21 protein-coding genes are annotated in these 22,439 nt (G+C 54.4%); 4 read left to right on the top strand and 17 right to left on the bottom strand.

Annotated features, from left to right (window positions below; genetic code table 11):
• The first annotated feature begins 7 nt into the window (after window positions 1–7).
• The gene (locus M4951_RS10205) at window positions 8–1,408 is read left to right on the top strand and encodes a PQQ-binding-like beta-propeller repeat protein (protein WP_262026381.1); all 1,401 of its coding nucleotides are present in this window, start codon (window positions 8–10) and stop codon (window positions 1,406–1,408) included.
• 212 nt (window positions 1,409–1,620) lie between these two features.
• Here the strand turns inward: M4951_RS10205 and M4951_RS10210 are convergent, their stop codons facing one another.
• The 3 genes from M4951_RS10210 to M4951_RS10220 form a co-directional block, all read right to left on the bottom strand.
• Complete coding sequence (locus tag M4951_RS10210; protein WP_262026382.1) at window positions 1,621–3,105, bottom strand: Gfo/Idh/MocA family oxidoreductase; 1,485 nt, start codon at window positions 3,103–3,105, stop codon at window positions 1,621–1,623.
• 447 nt (window positions 3,106–3,552) lie between these two features.
• On the bottom strand, window positions 3,553–4,395 hold the full coding sequence (locus M4951_RS10215) for a sugar phosphate isomerase/epimerase family protein (RefSeq protein ID WP_262026383.1): 843 nt from the start codon (window positions 4,393–4,395) through the stop codon (window positions 3,553–3,555).
• 142 nt (window positions 4,396–4,537) lie between these two features.
• A complete protein-coding gene (locus tag M4951_RS10220; RefSeq protein WP_262026384.1) occupies window positions 4,538–5,428 on the bottom strand; it encodes a hypothetical protein in 891 nt (296 codons plus the stop codon).
• A gap of 302 nt (window positions 5,429–5,730) precedes the next feature.
• On the opposite strand from M4951_RS10220, the gene M4951_RS10225 reads away from it, so the two are divergent.
• Complete coding sequence (locus M4951_RS10225; RefSeq protein WP_262026385.1) at window positions 5,731–6,624, top strand: hypothetical protein; 894 nt, start codon at window positions 5,731–5,733, stop codon at window positions 6,622–6,624.
• A 95-nt stretch (window positions 6,625–6,719) separates the two neighbouring features.
• Here the strand turns inward: M4951_RS10225 and M4951_RS10230 are convergent, their stop codons facing one another.
• From M4951_RS10230 to M4951_RS10290, 13 genes are all read right to left on the bottom strand, one after another.
• Window positions 6,720–10,094 (bottom strand): aminotransferase class I/II-fold pyridoxal phosphate-dependent enzyme, encoded by a 3,375-nt coding sequence (locus M4951_RS10230; protein ID WP_262026386.1) that lies wholly within the window; start codon window positions 10,092–10,094, stop codon window positions 6,720–6,722.
• A 302-nt stretch (window positions 10,095–10,396) separates the two neighbouring features.
• Window positions 10,397–10,624: a hypothetical protein gene (locus M4951_RS10235; protein ID WP_262026387.1), complete on the bottom strand. Its 228-nt coding sequence runs from the start codon at window positions 10,622–10,624 to the stop codon at window positions 10,397–10,399.
• 383 nt (window positions 10,625–11,007) lie between these two features.
• Window positions 11,008–11,415, bottom strand: coding sequence for a hypothetical protein (locus M4951_RS10240; RefSeq protein WP_262026388.1), 408 nt, complete (start codon window positions 11,413–11,415; stop codon window positions 11,008–11,010).
• A 137-nt stretch (window positions 11,416–11,552) separates the two neighbouring features.
• On the bottom strand, window positions 11,553–12,068 hold the full coding sequence (locus M4951_RS10245) for a hypothetical protein (RefSeq protein ID WP_262026389.1): 516 nt from the start codon (window positions 12,066–12,068) through the stop codon (window positions 11,553–11,555).
• 108 nt (window positions 12,069–12,176) lie between these two features.
• Window positions 12,177–12,689 carry a hypothetical protein gene (locus tag M4951_RS10250; protein ID WP_262026390.1) on the bottom strand — a complete coding sequence of 171 codons (513 nt, stop codon included), beginning with the start codon at window positions 12,687–12,689 and terminating at the stop codon, window positions 12,177–12,179.
• A gap of 129 nt (window positions 12,690–12,818) precedes the next feature.
• Entirely contained in the window at window positions 12,819–13,682 is an 864-nt protein-coding gene (locus M4951_RS10255) for a DUF5677 domain-containing protein (protein WP_262026391.1), read from the bottom strand.
• On the bottom strand, window positions 13,675–14,403 hold the full coding sequence (locus M4951_RS10260; RefSeq protein WP_262026392.1) for a hypothetical protein: 729 nt from the start codon (window positions 14,401–14,403) through the stop codon (window positions 13,675–13,677). The genes M4951_RS10255 and M4951_RS10260 overlap by 8 nt, the downstream gene beginning before the upstream one ends.
• A gap of 183 nt (window positions 14,404–14,586) precedes the next feature.
• Entirely contained in the window at window positions 14,587–14,874 is a 288-nt protein-coding gene (locus M4951_RS10265; RefSeq protein WP_262026393.1) for a hypothetical protein, read from the bottom strand.
• 802 nt (window positions 14,875–15,676) lie between these two features.
• On the bottom strand, window positions 15,677–16,267 hold the full coding sequence (locus tag M4951_RS10270; protein ID WP_315985764.1) for an SUKH-4 family immunity protein: 591 nt from the start codon (window positions 16,265–16,267) through the stop codon (window positions 15,677–15,679).
• A gap of 232 nt (window positions 16,268–16,499) precedes the next feature.
• Window positions 16,500–16,769 (bottom strand): hypothetical protein, encoded by a 270-nt coding sequence (locus M4951_RS10275; protein ID WP_262026395.1) that lies wholly within the window; start codon window positions 16,767–16,769, stop codon window positions 16,500–16,502.
• 125 nt (window positions 16,770–16,894) lie between these two features.
• A complete protein-coding gene (locus M4951_RS10280) occupies window positions 16,895–17,458 on the bottom strand; it encodes a hypothetical protein (protein ID WP_262026396.1) in 564 nt (187 codons plus the stop codon).
• A 135-nt stretch (window positions 17,459–17,593) separates the two neighbouring features.
• Window positions 17,594–17,893, bottom strand: a complete 300-nt coding sequence (locus tag M4951_RS10285; protein WP_262026397.1) for a hypothetical protein — start codon at window positions 17,891–17,893, stop codon at window positions 17,594–17,596.
• Window positions 17,894–18,011: 118 nt separating this feature from the next.
• On the bottom strand, window positions 18,012–18,509 hold the full coding sequence (locus tag M4951_RS10290) for a tyrosine-type recombinase/integrase (RefSeq protein ID WP_262026398.1): 498 nt from the start codon (window positions 18,507–18,509) through the stop codon (window positions 18,012–18,014).
• A gap of 546 nt (window positions 18,510–19,055) precedes the next feature.
• Here M4951_RS10290 and M4951_RS10295 point away from each other — a divergent pair.
• Both M4951_RS10295 and M4951_RS10300 read left to right on the top strand, forming a co-directional pair.
• On the top strand, window positions 19,056–19,949 hold the full coding sequence (locus tag M4951_RS10295) for an RNA polymerase sigma factor (RefSeq protein WP_262026399.1): 894 nt from the start codon (window positions 19,056–19,058) through the stop codon (window positions 19,947–19,949).
• Between the two features lie 89 nt (window positions 19,950–20,038).
• A complete protein-coding gene (locus tag M4951_RS10300; RefSeq protein WP_262026400.1) occupies window positions 20,039–20,365 on the top strand; it encodes a nuclear transport factor 2 family protein in 327 nt (108 codons plus the stop codon).
• A gap of 141 nt (window positions 20,366–20,506) precedes the next feature.
• On the opposite strand, the gene M4951_RS10305 is transcribed toward M4951_RS10300, so the two are convergent.
• A complete protein-coding gene (locus M4951_RS10305) occupies window positions 20,507–22,411 on the bottom strand; it encodes a tetratricopeptide repeat protein (RefSeq protein ID WP_262026401.1) in 1,905 nt (634 codons plus the stop codon).
• Between the last annotated feature and the right edge of the window lie 28 nt (window positions 22,412–22,439).

Consider the following 22,439-nt stretch of genomic DNA (forward strand, 5'->3'; position numbering starts at 1 on the left):
TCCTGCCATGAAAAACAGAAAAAACGCCGCACTCGCGGCTTTCGTGCTTGGTGCTCTCATTTGCGTCACCCCATCCGCCGTGCAAGGGAACGAAACGCTTCCGCCGGATCTGGCGACGCGACGCTCAGGCAGCGACTGGCCGATCTTTTTGGGGCCAACGCGCGACAGTAAGTCGCCAGAGACCGGTTTGACGACACCTTGGCCGGCTGCGGGACCGCGCGTTGTTTGGCAGCGCGAACTGGGGACCAGCTACGGGATTGGTTCGGTCAGCCGCGGTCGCTTTTTTCAATTCGATCGGTATGACGATGTCGAACGACTGAGCGTCCTCCACGCCGAGACCGGCGAGTTGCTCTGGAAGTTTGAATATCCGACCGCCTACGAAGATTCGCTTGGCTACAACAATGGCCCGCGCACATCGCCGATTGTCGATGGGGATCGGGTCTATCTCTACGGCGCCGAGGGAAAACTGCATTGCCTGCAGATATCGACGCAGAAATTATTATGGAAGGTCGATCTCAACGAAAAGTTCGCGGTTGTGCAAAACTTTTTTGGCGTCGGCAGCTCGCCGGTGATCTATGGCGACCTGCTATTGGTGATGGTCGGCGGCAGTCCGCCGGAGTCGCACAATTTTGGCCGCTTTGATTTGGATCGCGTCATCGGCAAAGATAGCTGCGTGGTCGCTTTGAACAAGCGAACTGGTGAAGTGGTCTATCACATTAGCGACGACCTGGCGAGTTACGCCGGCATCAATTGGGCCCAGATCGGCGACCGACCGTACGCTTTCGCGTTCGCCCGCTCAGGGCTGCTGGCCTTTCAGCCAGAAACCGGCGTCATCGATTTCCAGTTTCCCTGGCGCGCCAGAATTCGGGACAGCGTCAACGCCAGCACGCCGGTGATTGTGGGGGACGAAGTATTTATTTCCGAAACGTATGGTCCCGGCAGCGCTCTGTTAAAGGTGAAGACCGGCGGATACGACGTCGTCTGGCAAGATGATGAGAAAAAGCGGGACAAGGCGATGCAGACCCACTGGAATACCGCAATCCATCATCAGGGTTACTTGTACGGATCAAGCGGTCGGCACAGCAACAACGCCGAGCTGCGCTGCATCGATTGGAAGACCGGCAAAGTGCAATGGAGCGTCGCCGGGCTCACGCGATCTTCGCTGTTATACGTCGACGGTCATTTCGTCTGTCTCAGCGAAGATGGCGTCTTGCGGCTGATCAAAGCGAACCCCGAGAAGTACGAGATGGTGTCGGAGGTCAACTTGCTGCAGGCAACCAAGCCTGGCCAGCGTGAGCGTCCCCTACTCAAATATCCCGCTTGGGCGGCGCCGATCTTGTCGCACGGTTTGATGTACGTCCGCGGTGATGATCGGTTGGTTTGTCTGGAAGTCATTCCCGAAAAATAGTCATCCGACTGGAGCGGTTTCCTGCTTATCGACATCAGCCGCACGGCCTTAGCCGCGGTTTTTTGTCTCCAATTTACTGTTGACAATAGGTTCCTGCCAGAAACCGCGGCTAAGGCCGTGCGGCTGATTTTGTGAGAGAAGCCGACGCCAAACAAAAAAACGGCGCCCCGCAAGGGACGCCGTTTTATTTCGGCAGTTAAGTCAGGTTCACTCTACTTCGCAGGATCCTTGCCGTTGATCCAGGGACCTTCCAGACTTTGGTGGTCGGGATCGTTGATGGTTGAGCCGGTGTCGCCGGCTTTCCAACCGGGGACATGTTCGGGCTTGCCGCGCTCTTTGGAGATCTTCTCCCACTTCTTCGACCATGAGCCGTCCGCTTCGCTGACCGTCATCTTCTCGTCGTCGAAGCGATAGATCTTGCCTTCACGGTGGCTGCGAGCGCCGAGATTCACCAATACGATCGCCGCAGCGCCCAAGTCGGGCGGATTGTTCACCGACTGCGGCTTGTTCTCTTGGATCGCGGTGATCCAGTTCTCGAAGTGCGCTTTGGTTTGATCCTTGGGCGCTTCCTTTTCGCTCTTGATGATCTGCTTTTCGTAAGGGAGTTCGGTCGGGCTGATGTGCGTGACCTGCGGACGTTCGGGAACGAACGTGAATTCTCCGGAAGTGTCGGGGCGATCAAAGACGATCGAGCCGTTGTGACCGCGGACCAGTTGCGAAATCGGAGTCTCCGAAGCGGCCATCGTCGCGGTGACCAGGCCTTGGCAACCTTCGTTGAACTCCGCGACCACCGTCGCGACATCCGGCACTTCGCGGCCGTCGTATTCCAAGTACAAGCCGCCGCTGCCGGTAACCCGAGCCGGGAACCGCAGTCCGGTCGCTTTCATCATCTGCGTCGTGCGGTGGACGAACAAGTCAGTGAACATGCCGCTGCCGAACTGCCAGAAGCGACGCCACTGAGCGAACACGGCGCGATCGAACGGTTGATCTTCGGCCAGGCCTTCATCGACCCCTAGAAAACGCTTCCAGTCGATCGTCTTGGGAGTCATCTCTTTCGACAGTTTATAGTAACGCCATTGGCCGATGTCCGAGTTGCGGAAGTACTCGGTCTGATACATCAGCACTTTGCCTAGCAGGCCTGCGTCAATCTTCTCGCGAGCGGCGTCCCAGATCGGCAGACTGGTTCCCTGCACGCCGACCTGCATCACTTTGCCAGAGTCTTTCCAGACGCTGACCAGTTCGATCGCTTCTTCGACTTGCTTGACCATCGGCTTTTCGCAATAGACGTGCATGCCGCCCTTCATCGCTTCGATGGCCTGAATCGCATGCCAATGGTCGGGCGTACCGATGCTCACCGCATCCAGGTTTTCTTTCTCGTACATGTCGCGAAAGTCGACGTAGCGCGCGACCTTGCCGCCGTTCTCTTTTTCGATGTAGTCGGCCGCGCGATTGCGATTGTGTTCGTAAACGTCGCAAACGGCGACCAATTCGATATTGGATCCTTCTTTCGCGAGAGCCGAAAGGCTCTTCACATGCGCGCCGAAGCCGCGTCCGCCGACGCCAACAAAGCCGATCCGAAGTTTTGAGTTAGCGTCGGCAGCTTGCGATCGATGGGCTTGCACGGCGAGGGAGGTCGCGGCAACGCCTGCGGCGGTCGTCTTCAGAAAAGTTCGACGCGAAGCATCGAAAGAATTCATGGGCTGTTCTCCATTGGAAGGTTGGTGGGACATCGATAGAGGATGTTGTGTGAGGCGCCGATAGATACGGACGAGAAGGCTCGCTACTCCGAAGACGGAAAACGAGCCGCAGAACTACTTTAGTTGCATTCTCCGGCTTTCTCAATCCTCTCTCCTCTCCGTTTCCTCCAACACGGACCAATAGTCTGTCAAATCGAAGCAAGATTACGCTGCGACTAACGAATACCAGCTTGAGCCCAACGGTTCATCGGTTGAAATTCGCCATTGAACGGGTGAAAGCCTTCATCAGAAAAGCGAAACAGCGGCGGACTTGCAATTGGTAGAATTGCGTGCGCGGCGTTACTCAACCCTACGGCAGCGATTTCATGAGCAAAGTGGGAGTTATGCCTCGACTCCTCGACTTGCGCCGAGGGCAGACGCTTAGAGCCATGTTTGAAACGCGCCGATCTATTTCAGCGGTTGCGACTGAGGAGTGGTCGTCGCTCCGACGATGTCGTTGAAGTAACCGCGAGTTTGGGAGATCAATTGGTCGTAGTCGGTATTCTCAATTTCGAGCCCCATCAACTCGACATCGAATGCTCCCTCGTACCCAGCCGATTGCAGCGCCGTGACAATCTCCCGCAGCGGTAGTTTGCCTGAGCCGAGGGGGCGGCGATCAGGTTCGCCCATCGGCGCTTCGTCGGCGTCGGCTAGCTGGACCAGCGCCAGGTAAGGAGTCGCTTGCTTCAATTGCTCGATCAGATTCTTTTCGCCGAATAGTTGGTAGACGTCGGCGACGATCTTGAGATGGTCGCTTTCCAACTTCTTGGTCAGCTCGATCGCATCGGCGAGCGATTGTAGAAAGGTCCACTCGGCGCCTGCGGCGGGGTGCATCGGTTCGACGGCGAGCTGAATGTCATGTTCTTCGGCCAGCGGCAGCAGTTCACCCAGCGCTGACAGAAATAAGCGGCGCGCGTGATTGACGGTGTGACCACCGCGAGAGCCGCTGTGGACGACGACGATCGGCGCTTGCAGTTCGGCCGCTTGTTCGATCGCCAGCTTGCCGTCGCTCAGTGCGTCGGCAAAAGTCCGCCCATCGCTGCCGGTGAAACCGCCGGCCCAGCTTAGCGCGACCGGTTTCAGGCCATATTCTTCCAGCAGGTGGGCGCCTTTTTCGACGCCGTAGTCAACCAACTTCTGTCGCCAGACGTGCACGCCTGGGATTCCGGCCTCGGCCAGTCGCCGAGCGTCCATTTCAAAAGACCAGCGAAACGTTGTAAGTTGATTGATCGCGAGAAGCGGCACGCGCATTGCCTCCTTGAAGTGAATAGGTCCGATCCTTCGGCTGGCGTCTCGGAAAGTAATCGGCCAGTATAGAAAGCCGCATCGTCCTGTAAACCGCCGCTGCCTGGGGTGCTTGCTAGCGACGTTGACCGTCAGGCGACTAGGTCGACTACTTGGTCAGGTCCCAAGCATCGAGCCAACGCGTTGACTGGGGCTGCATTCTAAAATCTTCGACCAACCGGCGATGCATATCGGCGAAGTGTCCCGCGCCATAAAAGACGCCGATTTTCTTTTTGCCAGCATCCAATTGCTCGCGCAGCACCTCGAACGCCTTCGCATTTCGCTGCGAGATCAGGGTCGAGCCGTTCTTTCCTTCGATCGCTCGCATCTGGCCTTCCATGTCGTCCATTTGCGAGGCGAAGATCCGTTTCATCCGGACCTGACGATCATCGGCCAGCAGCGCCAGCAGCATCGCTGTGTTCATATCTTCCCCTTTGGTCTGCTGGACGAGACCAGCACCCATCAAACGAGCGAACATCTGCAAGAAGCCGTCTCCCCGCTCTTCCATGTCCGCCGCCATTTCGGTGGGGCTCATATCAGCATGGACGAAATTCTCAGGCGTGTAGTCGACCTGCTCTAGCTGAAACTCAAGCCCCAGCAAGTCTTTCATGCCGTTTTGCAGTCCGCTCACGGCGCTGCCGTTCTTTTTGGGACCCCCTTTAGGGATTCGCGTTCCTTTGGGAGCGACGATCTCGTAGAGGAGCGCGTCGTAGTTTTTGAATTCTTTATTCAGTTCGTCGTAGTACGCCTGTTCGCCGATATGAACGGCGCCGACCAGGTCGACATAGACATCGGGCTTTTGGGGATCGACATATCGGACGATTGCCGTCTGCAACGCTTGCGGAACGCCGTTGGCGTCTTCGTGAATGCGAAGAAATGTCGGACTCGACTTTTCCTCCGGCGTTTTTTCAGGCGTCTCCGCAGCTCGGGCCGCTAGCAGTGCGGTGGTGAACTGGAAGATTAGCGCGAGAAGGAGAGAAAAGTAGGATCGGGCGGACATCGCAATCTCCGAGGAGGATAAGAATTACCTTCTTCAATATAGGACCGACCGGCGGCAGGCTCAACGAATGAGCTGCTGTCGGGGTTAAAGTTGACTCATTTTTCCCATCTATCCCGTGTTTCCCTGTGTGGAGAGCGAGTCTGCCGATTGCGACGGTTTTTCGGTAGAGAAAGGCAATCTTACTGAACTCGCGTCAACGGGAATTCCGATACTACCGGCACAGCAGGATTTTTCCGATCAAATTGCGGCAGGCAAGCCCTCGAGCGCTGAAGCACTTTACAAGGTATAACCGGAACATGTTGATGAACCGAAAAATGCTCTGGGGACTCCTCGTCGTAGCGTATTCGCTAGCGGCGTCGACAGCATTTGCCCAGTACGACCAAAGTTATTCCGGTTTCTACCAGCCGTTTACGGATGTGCCGGTAGAAGACTACGACTTCCAGTGGTTCGCTCCGCCGATCACCGAAGTCTATGGTCAGGATGGAGTCGATCCCAAGACCGGCCCCTTCTTTGACTATCACCGCTTCTATGTGAATGTCACCCGCGGTGAAGCGGCCCCTGACAATAGCCAAGGGGATGTTACCTGGGGCAACAAGATTGACGCCGGCTGGATGTCGGACGAAGGTCACGGCTGGTTGCTGTCGACCTTGCACATCGATGGCCCGCAAGTCGCCGAACGCAATGTTGGTTCGACCATCAGTGTCGGATTGAACAAGGTCTGGCGTTTGGATCAGTACCATAGCGGCTGTTGGTTTGAACCGATGATCGGCGTTCGCTACTTCCAATTCAAAGATCAATCGCTGCGAGTCAGCTACTTTACCTTTCCAATCTCGGGGCGTATCCTCGCGATCGACAACGAGCTGGCCATGGAAAACAACATGTTGCTGGGGCAGTTGGGCGGTCGGGTGTACACGCATCGCGGTCATTGGAAATTGTATGGCGAAGCTCAAGTCATGGCCGGTAACAACTGGGTCTATCGCATGAACCAGGATGACACCTACTCAACCGGCGTGGTCGGCGGCGAGTGGACGATTGGCGCCGCCTATTACCTGACTCGTGAAATCGCGATCGACATCAACTGGAACACGATCTATATGGGACGCGGCGTCGGTCGTAACCCTTACGCATCGAGCGGTGATCAACAGCAGTCGCTCTTCATGAGCGGCGTCGGCTTCGGGTTCACCTTCCATCGTTAAGCGATAGCGACAGTAAGATCCAATGAAAAAGGACGGCCAATGGGCCGTCCTTTTTTGCTGCGCGGTAAGCAATTTTTTACCATCGCCCGAATCGCCTACGCCGAAACGTTGGCGCCGCCGTTGCTTAAGAAGTCCGAGTCTTCGCTGCGAATGTCTTCGCACAACTGACGCAGGATGTTGATCGTGCTGCGAATCTGAGCCTCGGTATGCTCCGAGTTGATAAAGAAACGCAACCGCGCCGCCGATTCGTCCACCGCCGGGTAGATGATCGGGCGGACGTTGATTCCTTGCAGCAGCATTCGCTGGGCGACGAACATCGTCATCATCGAGTCTCCCAGAATCACCGGTACGATCGGCGTCTGCCGACTGCGGCCGGTGTCGAGACCCGCCTGACGTGCGATCCGCAGGAACACCTCGGCGTTGCGATGCAACGAAGTGACTCGCTGCGGCTCTTCAGCAAGGATTTTCAGCGCTTCTAAAGCGGCCGCCGCGCTCGAGGGAGGCATGCCGACGCTGAAGACAAAACCGGGCGCCGTATATTTCAGGTACTCGACCAGGTCTGCGCTGCCGGCGATGTAGCCGCCGCAGCTTCCCAACGCTTTGCTGAGCGTGCCCATCCAGATATCAACGTCGCCGGGCTCCACTTTGTAATGCTCGGCGATACCGCGGCCGGTGGCGCCCATCGTGCCGATCGAATGCGCTTCGTCGACCATCAGCCACGCTTTGTGACGTTTTTTGATCTCAATAAAACGGGGCAAGTCGGGGAAATCCCCTTCCATCCCAAAGACCCCTTCGGTGACGATCAAAACGCGGCGGTAGTCGCGGCGGATATCGTGCAGGATCTGGTCCAGCTCTTCCCAATCGTTGTGCGGAAAGGGACGACGACGTGCGCCGCTCAGACTAGCGCCTTGGATGATGCTGTTATGGGCCAACGAGTCATGCAGAACCAGATCGCCGGTTCGAACCAGGTGCCCGATCGTCGTTTCGTTGGTCGCATGCCCTCCTAACATCGCCACGGCGGCGTCGACGCCTACCCAATTCGCGATCGCCTGTTCTAGCTCGGCGTGAATTGGGCGTTCGCCAGAGACGAGACGACTGGCCGATACGCTGGCGCCATATTGATCGATCGCTTGTTTGGCCGCTTCGCAAACGCGTGGATGTTGGGCCAGGCCAAGATAGTTGTATCCGGCGAAATTGACCAATTCGACGCCGTTGATGGTGGTCATGTTGCCGGTCGCTTTGTCGTGCGACTGGAAATAAGGGTTCGGCATTCCCAACGCTTCCAATTCATCCGACGTCTGTTTTACCTGGCGATATTCAGGCAACGCCGAGAAGCTGTACATTTCGGCCGGGACGTCGTCGGCAATCGCTTGCGAACGGGGTTCGCCGCCGAGATAGATCTCGACCGCTTCCGAAACTTCGCGGCACGTCTTGAGCGTCGGCAAGATATGATCCGGAAACTGAACGCCGTAGGCGTCTTCGATCGATGCGATGATTTCCATCCGCTCGAGCGAATCGAGTCCGATCGCCAGCAAGTCGGTATTCAGATCTAGATTCGTCGCGCGTTCTTTTGCGACGGTATGAATTTTTTCCAGCACCAGCTGCGTCGTGCGATCGCGTAGTTCGGGATCGGATACCGCCATTCCCTCGGCGTCGGCTCGAGCCAACTCCAATTGCGAGCGACGAAGCCGCACTTTGCGGACTTCATCCAGCAGATGGGCTTCGTCCCAACTGACCCAGCGATCGACAATCGACAACACGTTTTGCAAAAAGTGATTGCGGCATGCGTGACGCTGAATCTTGCCGCTAGACGTTTTGGGGATCGAGCCGCGGCGAATCAAAGCGACGCCGTCGACCGCCATTTCATGCTCCAACGCAACTTCCTTACGGATCGCGCTGATGATCTGGCCGTAGTCTTTTTGACGCAGTCGCGGCGCTTCGGCAATGACGACTAACCGCTCTTTGCCCGCGATTTCGGCGGAAAATGCGGCGGCTGTTGAATTTTCGAGCAGCTCGTGCGAAGCGCAGACCGTCGCTTCGATATCTTGCGGGTACCGATTCACGCCGCGGACGATGATCAAGTCTTTCAGGCGGCCGGTGACGAATAGCTCCCCATCCTGCATGAAGCCGAGATCGCCGGTTCGCAGATAGGGGCCGGCGTTGGTGTCGGCCAAATGGGCGCGAAAACAACGCTGCGTATCTTCTTCGTTCCGCCAATAACCTTTGGCGATGCTCGGTCCAGCAATCCAGATTTCGCCCACTTTGTTGAAGGGCTGCTGGAGCATCGTTTCGGGATCGACGATCAAAATCTCTTGGTCAGGCAGACAGTTTCCACAGCCAACAATCGGGCGTGCGCCCGCTTCGTCTGGGTCCGCGTCGACGACCAATCCTTGATCCAGGACATCGCCGTCCACCGTACGGATGACGGGAGGGCTCTTTTTCAGACCGCCCGAGATGATCAGGGTCGCTTCGGCCATGCCGTAGCAAGGATAAAACGCTTCGCGACGGAAACCGCATGGTTCAAACGCCTCGGTAAAGCGGTCGAGCGTTTCGGGTTTGATCGGCTCGGCGCCGTTGAACGCGAGTTCCCAACTAGAAAGATCGAGCTTGTCTTTTTGCTCTGAAGTGATCTTATTGACGCACAATTCGTACGCAAAGTTGGGACCGCCGCTGACGGTCGCCTGACTTTTGGTGATCGCTCGCAACCAACGAAACGGTTGCTGCAGAAACGCCATCGGTGACATCAAGATCGTCGGCTGCCCGATCTGCATCGGTTGCAGCACGCCGCCGATTAGACCCATGTCGTGATACATCGGCAGCCAGAAAACTGCCCGCATACTGCGAGTATGCTCAAAGGCGTACGAGATCAACGCCGAATTGTGCATCATATTGCTGTGCGACAGCATGACCCCTTTGGGGGTGCCGGTCGAGCCGGACGTGTATTGCAAAAAGGCGAGCGTCTTTTCGTCAATGTCGGGCATGCGCCACTGATCGGCTTCGACCAGCTTTTCGCTGTCGGTCGCCAGCCAATGGATCTGCTTCAAGTGAGGCGTCTCATCCAGCATCGGCGTCACGCGATCCAGCACGTCGCTGGTCGTCAGCGCAATTTTCGCTTGGGCGTCATCGGCGATCGCCTGGATGCGCACCATGTTGCGGTTGCGGCGCGGCGGATAAGCCGGAACTGCCACGGCGCCGGCGTATAAGCAGGCGTAAAATGCGGTAATAAACTCCATGCCGGGCGCAAACAACAGCAGCGCGCGCTCACCCTGCATGTTGAGCGCTTGCATGCGAGCCGCCAGCGCACGAGCCGCCAGATCGAGCTGCGCATAGGTCATCTCGAGTTTCTCGTCTTCCCCGTCAACGAGATAGGCATAAGCGACTTGCGGGCCCTGATGTTCCGCCCGATAACGCAGTCGATCAACGACGGTTGATGTCGGGGGGGAAAACGAACCAGCAGATTCGGTTGTCACGCGGCTATCGCCTCCGCAGTAAGGGAAAGACCAAATACCGGGCGCCGTCGGGAGTTGGCGCTGGCAGGATATATAGAGTTAGATCGGCGTACTGGTGTTAACTGTTTTAACCAAGCTGCGCAACCTTACGGCCAGGAAGCTTGGGTAGACTGAACCGGCATTTTATGGGATTTCTCGTCGCTGTCGAAGAAGCGTGCAGCGGAATCGAAGCCGGAAAGTTGATTTAACCGGAAGAAATTCGAGAATCGTGTTCGGATTGCGCCAAGAAGCAAAGTTTGCCTAAGCGTTCAGCTCTCGCCAAGCTACGCCCAGCCGAGCCCGCTCGCCTTCTGCATCCGCTTTTCGTAGTCGCCGATCAACCCGCCGATGATATCCCACCCTTCTGGGCGACGTACTTCGATATCCCCTTGTTGATTGATGCGAACGATCGTCGTTTCGTTAACGCCGGCCTTCGCCAGTTCGTCGGGGCTCAGTTCGTCTTCGTGCAGAGCGCCAATCAGCGTTCCGCCGGTCATCTCGATAAATTTCATAGAATCGCTAACTACCCCGCACAGGAAGATCGGAGGCGACGCAATCGCGTCACCAATCCAAGCATCATTATCCTCGATCAGTCGCCAAAATCCAAGCCGGCGCATTGCGGGGGGCCGCGATTGGTTTTCCCACTATTTGTGGGGAGGACAAAAGGTTCAAATCGTGGCGCGAAGGCGACTGTTGGCAGGATTTGAACCTTTCTTGGTCATGGCTTTTAGAATTGACGATCGGATCGATGCAACTTAGGGCAAGTTGATCTCCTTCCCAGGACACGCGATCCTAAGCAGCGAACGACTGCGATAACCCGGTCGGCGCGGTTGTTCTACCATTGTCGAAACGCCCGGATTCGCCGACTCGGATGCATTTTTTTGTTATCCGACGATTACCCGTCCGAGTCTTTAAACCAACGCTCGTAAACTAGACCGGTCGGTAGCGGCCATAGTTCCGGGTAATCTTTATGCAGTTCCTTTATCTTGCCACCAGTGTAGGTTCCGTAATGGAACGGCAGCAGTCGCAGTTCTTGTCCCGAATTGCGCTCGGTGTTAACGATTCTCTCTTCGCAGCCTCCGAAACGGGCGTGTCGCGGAAGTTGCGGTCGCAAGAATCGGCGATTCTTCTTGTCCGTCTCAAAGTCAACCGTGACATCGTTGGTCAGTTGCGGATTAATGGACTCAACGTCGGCGAACTTACGGCCAATCTTCACAATGCGCACGGGGAAGAACTTGTCGGTCGCTGGATCGACGCAATACGTGATGTCGTTGACAGTGTATCCCTCGAATTCGTCAGCCATTGTTGATGTCAGTGCGTGACACTCTTTGTCGGATAACGTCCACGATCACCGGGCCGCCGGAGCGATCGTTCCATTCAAAGCACGCGTGTTGGCGGCTCTGCGTGCATCGTGTTGTTCTCCCGCTTTCTGAAAGGCTATCAACTCGGCAATTGCCTCCACAGTTCGTAGAGTGATGGATCAAGGAAAACTGGATTGACGGATTCACCCAGGTATTTATTCCAATAGTAGCCGTCGCGAAATCTCGAAAGATTTGTCGGTTTGCCGATATCCCGCCACAGCGACTCTGAAATGATTGTGCCTTCTGGAACCCATGGTTCGCCGAATTCTTCAGATTCCTGTACGAAATCGTCGCGGCTGTATCCGTCGACTTCAATTCCAATCCGTGCGAATTCGAAATCGGGTGTATCCATCAGTCTTTTCGCAAAGGCAATTCCGCATTCAGATAGTTGTGTTGCGTGTTCGAACGACTTGATTCCGGTTAGCCCAAGTGATTTGGACCAAAGCACGACCTGTTTCGGAGAATGCGTTGTCACATCCCACGAAATCGTCGTGCCGTCGGAGAGTGTTGTCGCGAAACCATTCCAAAAGGCAATCATTGATTCAGTATGAGATTCATCCGCGACCTCGACGAAGAGTTCAAAGATGATGGCCATGAATCTGTGCGGGATAACGGTACGCGTAACCGGGCACGCGCGAAAGATTTTCCATTTTCAAAACGCTAGCTCGCGTGCTCCGGTTCACGCGTTGGTTACCCGTCGCCGCTATGGTCTGCACCGACCGGCAGTACGCGTTTCCTTGTATTCCGGCCAACCGAAACGGCCTTCGTGTTCCTCCACAAAGAAAGCGCAGTTACGAGCCAAAAAGTTGAATGCAAATCCATTTTGTTCACGAATGTGAATGAGCGCATCACGAATTGTATGGCCAAATAGTTCGGCTACGGACTCATCATCAAAGCCATTCTTGGGGGGCTTCCATTTTGGATCGTAGTGTTTCACATCGAGTTCGTAGTCGTCATCGAGATTCCAGTGCGGCATCGGCAGATAGTTGTGGCCAATCAATGATTGCCATTGACCATCCGACTGAGCGCGCGGCCGGCGGTCGAGAACCATAGAAAACCAACCGTTTTGCTCAAAAGAGAAGCCAGTCGCAATTAGGGACACTTTTCGGTCCGCATCACCCAACGCCCAGTCCCAATCCGGTTCATAGTTGTCCAGCCGATTCCAAACGTACTCTTGGATCTGGCACTGATCACGCAAAAGGTCGAGGGTTTTCATGTTGCGTTCGATGTAAATAGACTTTATCGGGTAACGACCACAATCACTGGGTTGCCGCCAGCGACGTAGATTCCATATTCAGGTCGGGCGGCAACTCCGGTGCATTGTTTTGTTAGCCAGCTTTACGCGCTATCGCTTCTTTTTCCGTGACGCTGTCTTTCGAGTTTTCTTCGGTGCAGTTTCGTCGTCGGATTCGTCCCGCGTGAAGTAATCAGCGAAACGACTCCAAATCAAATCATAACATTTGTAGGCGTCAGAATCTCCGTCTTCTTGAAGGACAACAGCGTCAAACTTCGCAAAGGTCTTGCAAAGATACTTGGCAGAATTCGTGAACGTCTGCGGATCGGGCGGCAAATCTGGATCCCACGGTACTCGATGGCCCATGTGTAGCGGGTTGGAACATGGATAGAGGTTCATTCGCCAAATGTGCTGCCACGTTGAGTGCACTGGAGCGCTGAATTGAGTAAACACCAAGTCATAGAATTGCTTCTCGCCGACCTCGATTGCCATATCGCGAATACTTGTCTCACTCCATGACCCCAGATTCACCGGAATGAGGAATCGATAACGCTCGGCATCCAAAAGCTTTTCTCGCGCTTCGATCATTTCAACCGCATGCGGATCGGGATCTGATTCTGCGGCGAGGCATTCGCGATACTTTTCGATTGCGATTTTTTCTTGGCCAAGACCGTATTCAATAAACTGCCGTGAACGTGGCTTCACGTCTTTGACAATCCAACAAAACGTGATGTAAACGTCGGCCATACACCGCAAGGCAACTGGCAGCAAATGCATGTTCCAAGCCAGCGGGCATTGGGCAATGGTCGTTGCAAGACTAAGTTGGCGTGCGAGGAGTCCGCCGACGACCTCGTTGACTTCCTTTTCGAAGATGTCAACGTCCCAGTCGTCCATCCGTTCTTGAAAGCTCTCACGAGCGCACTGGATGTACTCACCAATTGCATCTAACAGAAAGTCGTGGAATGAATCACTCATATTCGCAAGGCTCTAACCGATAACAAACGTTCCAGAATGATCGCTGCCAAGAAAAATCCGGTGCTTCGTCTGGACCTTTGCGGCACAATATCGTCTGGCCACATGTTGTTACGACAAAACCTGCTGCGTGTTGCGACTCTTCTGTTTCAGGGTAGTCAAAAACTGCGTTGAGATCAGGGATGTCCAATCCCTGTGCAACGAACATCTTTTCCGTTCGAAACTCCAATGCAACAATTGTGGCTTGAATTACGAGCGCACGTTTGTCATGCCGGTGCGAACATTCCTGCAGGATGCCCTTGATCTCAAGAATGAGATCATCGGTCGGTTCGTCGATATCGGACGCAAGGTAGCGAAAGGGAAGACCATTCCACACCGCTGCCATTTCCGCAAAATGAGGCCGCAATTCACGCAACCATTTCGCGTTGCTATGATCAGCTACAACCTGCTTCCGTTCCGACTCGGAACACGACATGTGCTCAGAGGGGAAATATGCCCGGAACGCCTTGTCGTCCTTACGAACACGTTTGATCGTGGCCTCGACGTCAACCGCCATCTCATAGGCGAGTTCAAGGACCTGTCGGTCGCCAAGTCGTTTGCCGACAAACGCGAGCCAAAACAGTTCCGGGAGACGCTCTACGTGCCAGCGGGTCTCCTGAAGCGGCATGTCAAACATAGGCGGGACGAGCATGCGTCCGCGACGTTGATGATCTTCCAATACCATCCTTGTTGCTCGCTATTCCGTGGTGAATGCACAATCAGAAGTAAGACACAATGTAAGAGGGCAGGTTCGGTCTCTCTGCTGGCTAACGTTGGTGTTCACGCGGTGGCGACCCACGACATTGTTTCGCGAATAGACGTTGCCGCCACTCGCGTGCAACACATGGTTCGTCGGCATTTCCCGCCATCAGCGAAGATGTGCGAGTTGAGTATAGTGTTCCGTCGGTTTTGTGGTCATGAAGATGTTGGCCGACACGACGTTTGCGACGGCAACATTGACGACAACATGTTCATACCACCAGTTTCCAGTGTCGATGCACGAGAAACGCCCATTGTATTCAATCGACGCCCAACAGTCTTGCGGAATCTCAATCAAGTGCTCTGGAGCGACGTAAGTGCCGGTCTTGTCAAAAAATTGACGTACCGGCGCGCCGGTTTGATACCGATAAATCAATGTCGCGGAATTGTCGTGCAATTCGATTTCGGCATTGATGCAGCCGAATCGGTTGTTTTCACAGGTCGTGGATACTTGGACGGCAATAGGTTCGGAAAATTCATTGCGTTCAGAGTACGCGACCGAGTGCCAGAGAAGTTTCGGAACCTCGTTGGGCAATCGTAACGGCAAGCGTTTCGGGATTCGATTGCGTTTGGTGGCGAGTGGGCCGCCTCGCGACGATTTTGTCCACGATGTCGAGATTGTTTGCACTGCAATCATACCGATTGGCTTTGGCGACGAACGTTGGCCGTCAGCGGGTACGGCCGATTGATTTTCAATCCTAAACGCCTGATGCCGTACTCCGTTGCACGGCATTGTTATTCGCCGTCTGCTGTGTCACCAAAACCGCCACCATGGCCTCGGGACAGGCAGAGGCGCCGGCGCGACGGCATCACACAAATGCGATGCATCTACGTCTGCCATCCGCTTCAGTATATCGGCATCCCGGCCGCGATAGTGAATGCACTCAAACTCTGCGCAAGATACGGTTTTGAGCATGCGTTCAATTTCGGATTCATCGGACGGTTGCCGAGAGACGTAGCAGTGATGTGAACCGGACGTGTCGATGTCATACGTGAACAATTCCGGCGCTTCGACCATGGGGACGTCGCAGGACGTGCAGCAACCGTCTTCAACGTAGAAGTCGCCAGGAACGTTTTTGCGGTGCGGAATCGCCATGTCGCATTGGAATCCGGGTCAAAGTAGCGGTCACTCAACCGCACAGAGGGTCGCAGCGTTTTCAGTCGGATAACGTCACCGGCGGCTCCCGTTCACCGCTTTGTTATTTTGCGTTTTCGCGGATGTTCTCCAGTTCTTGTGACCAGAAACAATCTGGATGGGCTGCGGCGAGATCAATGCGGATGATTTCTTTGAGCAGCCATTGTTGCAAATCCGTTGGAACGTCGCCATCGAGGTAGGCATCCTCGCCGTGTTGTCGTTGGGTTTCGCGGACCAAGTGGCGGAACGCCAACAAGGTTTCCGCCAGTTGCGGAACGGACGAATTGATCAGTACGCGATGGAAATTGTAATCGTGGTTCAAATAGACAATTTGCCCATCGCAGGACTCGTCAATACAGAGTGGATCGCCGGAACCATTGGAGCCAACGACCCAATAGCGATTGTATTCGGGCGCAAGTTGCCACAATTCGGCGAGGGTCTGGAGTGCGCCGTGATCTGGTACGCGGAAATCGAGAAACGGGGCGGCCGATTCGGGCAAGCCACTGGTTGTCAGAAACGTCTTCGATTCGTCGGGGATGGCAATATTGGCGAACGCATTCGGCGGAAACACGATAAGCGAGTCCGAATCGTCGTCGCACCAACGTTCGCGGAATTCCTGTGAAGTCAGCATCGGAATGCCTGGGCAAAATAACATCCAGGATCACCGGGTCGGCAATGATCGTAATGGTTTTAAAATCGGCCCGACCGCCGACTCCGTGTGCATCCGCTGGTTATCCCGCGATCTAATGTGATTAATTAGTGTCTCATTCTACTTTGTTGCCGCAACCTTTGCATCGGCATTCTGATTTCCCACACCATACGCGATTTGTTTTGCATCGTAAGCAGGTTAGATCCGGATCGATCTGAGCGTGACACGATGGGGAAGATCAAAGGGGACGGGGGTCTTTTTTGGGGCTTTTCTTGTCCGCGACAGCACTCGAAAGCACCCGGCATGAAAACAATGACCCCCGTCCCCGTTTCTTCCGCGTTTCTTCCGTCCCCTTTACTTGAATGCGCCAGTAGGCTCCCGATGTATCGTTGACCACAAAAACATCGTCACCGATGTCGATTTCAGGCATGGCAACGTTGTATCCTCGGATGCAGAATTCGCTCATCACAGCGAGGTGGCCGGCTTTGCCAATGTATTGAGTTGCCATGTGTCTTCAGCCTTCGTTGCGGATAACGGCGGTCGTCACCGAGCACGGAGAGACGACTTTCCATTTGTTAAACTACGCAAGCCGTGCTCCGGGTGCACGACATTGTTTTGCCACACATTCCACCTTCAAATGTTTGGAACGGTAAAGTACGCGGTTAACTTATCTCCCATATTTTGCGACGAAACAACCATATACCTTCGGCTTGGGAGAGTGCTCCGCATGCGCTGAACTTCAGCCGTCACCTGTTCCATTGACACTTTCAAGTCCCATTCGTTCTTACGGCACTCTTTTCGTTGCCGGTAGACGGTTTCAGCTGGAACATCCAAAAAGAACCCTGTGACGCCCGAAAAGTGACTCGAAAGTGCTTTCCGCACGACGTTTTCCATAGCGGGAAGGATTAGGTGATTGCCAATCAGCAGCAGCGATGCATTTCCGTCACCTCGCAAGTCAAGAATGCGATCACGAAACGCGCCTTTTACCGCCCGATCGTCAGCGGTCGAATCCAAAAACGTTGACCAACTTTGGTACAGGTACGGGTCGCCATCTGCCTCGCCAACGTTTAGTTCGGTGTAAAGGTGCTTAATGACGGGGTCAAGTTCCACGGTTGTGAAATGGGTGTGATCGAGCCTGTCAAGGATGTAAGATTTTCCAGCACCACTTACGCCACAAAGTAATCCGAGCTTCGACATGAGTTTATTTGATGGGCAGAACGACAACGATCACCGGGCCGCGGCAATCGACATTGATTTCAGAAACCGCGCGGCCCGCGGCTCCGTGTGCATCGTATTGTTATCCGACGATTTGTGGGTCGATTCGTTTGTACGCTACCCGTGTTCACTGTAGGTCATCGTAATAATTTCGTCGGCACCATCTTTGGTTCTGTCAGTTGCCGTATATCGGTGTTTCATGGCAGCCTTAATTGCGGCAAGCCGTTCCTTCGCATCCGTGATACTAAGAGCGTCCTTCATTCCAACCGGTGAGGTTGTGTTGAGAAAAAGCCCGATTACCCCACCCTCAGTCATGGTCATTGCAGTTCCGTAATACTGTCTTTCAAGCGGGTCACTCGATTCGTTGGACGCTTCCAACCCGTCAAGGAAGCCGCCTGTAAACCGGAATTTCAGCATGTCGTGATCCTGTGGTTGAGTGGCAATGTGTAGGGTTTGAATTGAGCGGTTGTGTGGAGGATGGATTCAGTCGGATTACTAGTGTTTATTCAGAACCTTTCCGAATAACGTACGCACGTTATTCGGATTCCAGGCTGTCGAAATCAGCCGGGCTGCGGACGCCACGGCCTCCCTGATTTAAAATATGATTAAATATCATCATCGTACTAATGTCAATATAATCAAGGAGTTCCTGTACCGTGTGGATGTCATAGCCCGCCTCGATCAGATGGGTTGCGAACGAGTGACGGAATGGATGAGCTGTCACTCGTTTCGTGATATGCGCTCGACGGGTCGCTGCGGATATGGCCTTCGATAGGGTGGATTCGTGCAGGTAATGACGCCGCCGAATACGACTGCGAGGATCAACGCTCAATCCAGCGTCGGGAAAAACGTACTTCCAGCGAAAATCGAAGGCCACCTGTGGAGATTTACGCTCAAAGGCATAGTGCAGTTCGACGCGGTCGAGCGGCTGCTTGAGCACATGCTCATAGAGGAACAGGATCGCGGGGAGCACCTGGTTCTGTGTCGACGGCGGGGTGGCCGTGGTGGAATCATTCTTGATTCTGTGTGCCACTGGCCCTTTTCGGCCAGTGTCTTCTGTGGGAAGGCAACATCGCTACGTGTCCAGCTTGGACTCGCGGTCTGATGCTCCGCTGTTGGCATTGTGTGCTTTCCCAAGGAAATGCAAGCCGTAACTATTTACTTCCGCTGGACTTGTCATCTTCCATCTGCCGCCGCATCCCAGGTTCCCTGCCCCTCACCCCAGCGAAAAAAAAGTTCAATTGGCGTCCTGTTACCCCGACTTCGATTTATAAACAGTCTTTCTCCTTGGGGCTCTTGGTTGCGACCGGCTGTTTCTCTTTGGGCGCTAATGCTTTGTAGCGCGGTCGGAGGGCTTGCCGGACGGTTGGGGTATAATTTCCTGTCAAAATTCGATTTGCGGTGTTCAAATCCCGTCATCACTTTTTTAACAATTTGTGATGGGGATGAAAGTTCGTGATCCCGTCCACACAATTAATTGCGGTTGCGCTCTCAGGAGTTGTCACACCTTCACTTCGGGCGTGTCCAAGATACAGCAACGTTTTTCAAGCCGCCGTTTTTGGTTTCCTGGAGTCGCGCCGTGTTCAACCCATTCAGCGAGATCACCGAGGATGACGCCTCGGATGCAACTCTCGTCGAGCAAGCCAAGAATGGCGATCGTGCAGCGCTGGAGAAGGTGGTTTTGCGGCACCAGGCATGGATATACAACATCGCTGTCCGCATGGTCTTTCACCCTCAAGATGCCGAGGAAGTGACCCAAGAGGTGCTGATCAAAGTCATCACCAAGCTCAGTACGTTTAAGGGGGAGAGCAAGTTCCGCACTTGGTTGTATCGCATTGCCGCCAATCATGTGTTGAACATGAAGCGCCGCAGCGCAGAAACCAGCGTAAAGACGTTTGCCGAATATGGAGCGGCGATTCGCAGCACGCCGGATGCAGACTTGCCCGATTCCAATAGCGTCCCCGTGGCATTGCCGATTTTGGTCGAGGAAGCCAAGAATAGCTGCACCATGGGAATGTTGCTGTGCCTTGATCGCAAGCAACGGTTGATCTTCACTCTTGGCGAGATCCTGGGGGTCAGCGATACCGTTGGTAGCGATGTTTTGGAGATAACGGCAGACAACTTCCGGCAATCTCTATCGCGTGCACGCCGTGACCTGCATCGTTTCCTGAACGACCAGTGCGGGCTCGTGAACAAGAGCAATCCCTGCCGCTGTCCAAAGAAGACGCGTGGCTTTATCGAACATGGCCATGTTGATCCGCACCGGCTGCTGTTTGTTCCAGAGCATGTCGAGCGGGTGCGGGATGTTGCGGAAGAAACGGTCCGGGGAATCGAGGATGTGGTCGAGCGCCAGCACGCTGCCCTCTACCGAGAACATCCGTTCCTTCGGCAAGCGGACGAGATTGACTGGCTGCGGCGGATACTCCAACGCGAGGACCTACGCGGGACGCTGCATTTGCCTTGGAAATCATGAACCAGAGTTGTCACAGTCGGTCCCAGACAGTGTCTAGGAGATAAAAGGAGCAAAGGCTCCCAGTCTTACAAACACTTGGAGGGAGGATCATGACTCTCAATCTGCCAGAACCAGTCGCGGCCTATTTCAAAGCGGACGAAGCCGACAGTGACGCCGTGGCGCGTTGCTTCCTGGACAATGCCATCGTGAAAGACGAAGGCCACACTTACCACGGTCAAGCAGCGATCAAAAAGTGGAAGGAAGACGTGTCGGCGAAGTACATCTATACATGCGAGCCGCTGAAATGTGAGCAGCAGGATGGCAAGGTCGTCGTCACATGCCGACTAAACGGAAACTTTCCAGGCAGTCCTGCCGACCTTCGGTTCTTCTTCAAACTGGCAGGCGAGCAGATCGCGTCGTTGGAAATTATCCCCTGACAAGTGCTGCTGCACGATGATTGAACAGGCGCCGTGGCCACGTCTTGGTGGCCACGAATGCGATTGGCGACCATGTTGGGGCACATTGATTGCCACGCAAAGCCGTGACAACGGCGTCCGCGCCCGGCTTCACGATTCATTTCAACGCAGCCCGCGTTTCCGTTTTTTGTCACGTTCCCAAGCGGCAAATCTCGCGAACATCCATTCGATGAAGCCTTCGGTTTCTGACCATGACTCCAACTGTCCTTCGATCACGATGGCTGCTTCTTCTGCGCTTCCCAACACATAGTGCTCCGGCATCATGGGAGGAGGACCAGTCATCAAAAACTCGATAACATGCGGATTGAATTTAATCGCGGCGGCGATCGCTTTGTCCGCCGACCGACTGTTGCGTCCCTCACGGCGAAATTCGACTTGTGCCTTGAGGTAAAGCCAATTTCCCGTCTCCTCTGGATAGAGGTTGAGAATCTCAATCGCTTCTTTTTCTCGATTTTGGCTTAGCAATAGCGGGATGATTTGGTATCGCACGCCCTGATTGTCGTTCGTGTTCAGTCGCAAGATATCCAGCATTTGCGTAATCGCTTCATTGGCTTGTCCATCTGCGGCGAGAGAGGTTGCAAGCCCGAGTTTGGCTCGCATCAAAGGTCGCGTTTCAGAAATCTCCCAAAATTGGCCGATTGCCGTTTCCAATAAGTCGGCGTATTGGGCCTCTCCAAATTCGACTGCTTTTCTAAACAGCTCGATTTTATGAGTCGTGTCGTGTTTCGATTCAGCCAGCAGCACATTGGCCTCGATATGGGTTGGGTCTTCCTGCAATGCTTGTCGAATCAGCTGAATCCTACGGCGGCCGTACGCGTCGATTGCCGCATAACAAAGGTTTTCGGCTCGATCAAACGGCGTTTCCGACGGGTAATCAAAATCGTCAATGGAACCCGTAAATTGCTGGTTTAACAAGTCATTCAGTTCTTCCAGTTCCATGCCTTCGTTCTGTGCTATTACGGATTGAACCAACCGGTAATGTCGTTCGTTGCCTCGCTGCTCTGGAGTCATGCCTCGCTTGAGCCATTCTTTTCTGGTAGGAGGATTGAGCAAATCGGGAATTGAAATCTTACATCGTTTTTTCTTGCCTTGGATGGATACCTGTTTTGACCATTCACCAGAGTCGATTTCCGCTTCGGTTGTCTCGGCCAACGCCGCCAATAAAACCGTGACGTATTCAAGTTCTTTTGGTGTCGGAGCCCGCGTGTTGTCGCGAGCGTAAAACAGAAACTGCGGAAACGCATCACCTGTTTCCAACGGAAAGTCGTGCTCTTTCCAAAGTGCGACGTCACTTTCGATGGCTTCGCTAATGGGGTTGAAGGTCAAGCTGAACACTTCAACGGTGTCTATATTCAAGCGCTGCGCACGCATATCCCAGTGCGTAGCGGTCGATTCATAAAGCCCAAGCCCGAATTCATGTCGCCCGGATCCTAGAACCGTGGCATGTTTTAAATACTTGGGCGGTTTGGGCGTGTGAATGCGAAGCAAGTCGACATCGTCAACGTATTGCCAAGGGCGCGCCCGATAGAAAGCTGCGGCGGCTTCCGCGAACGCTCGGATTTGCAACAAGGAACAACCTGATTCCGCCAACGTCGGGGCCGCTGTCGCATCAAGCATATGTTGGGCCATGGTCGCTTTGACATCACACCAGAAATCGGGTTCCGCGTTCCACGTAACGTCGGTTCCAGAGCCTGCGAACTCCTCCTTCAACTGGCTTGCCAACGCCTCGTCCGTAACGCAGATACGTGCAGGGCGATACCCAAACTGATGCTGTTCAGAGAATTCGAGCAACTCCGAAATCAACAAATCAAGCGGCGCGTCATCCAGCGAAGGCTTTCCATGAACAAGGTCATGCTCTTGGGAAACCCACAGGACCATTTTCGCTGCTGCCATCGGCGAATCCGCGAAAGCTGCGCCAGCGAGATCGCCGAAATCAAAGACTCCGCCTTGCCATTCGGCCTGCGGTTCGATTGGGTATTCCAGTAATCGCTCAATACGCGCGTCCATCGAATCTTGTCCATTCGTAAGTGTTGGA

This window comes from Blastopirellula sp. J2-11, from assembly GCF_024584705.1.
GTDB lineage: Bacteria > Planctomycetota > Planctomycetia > Pirellulales > Pirellulaceae > Blastopirellula.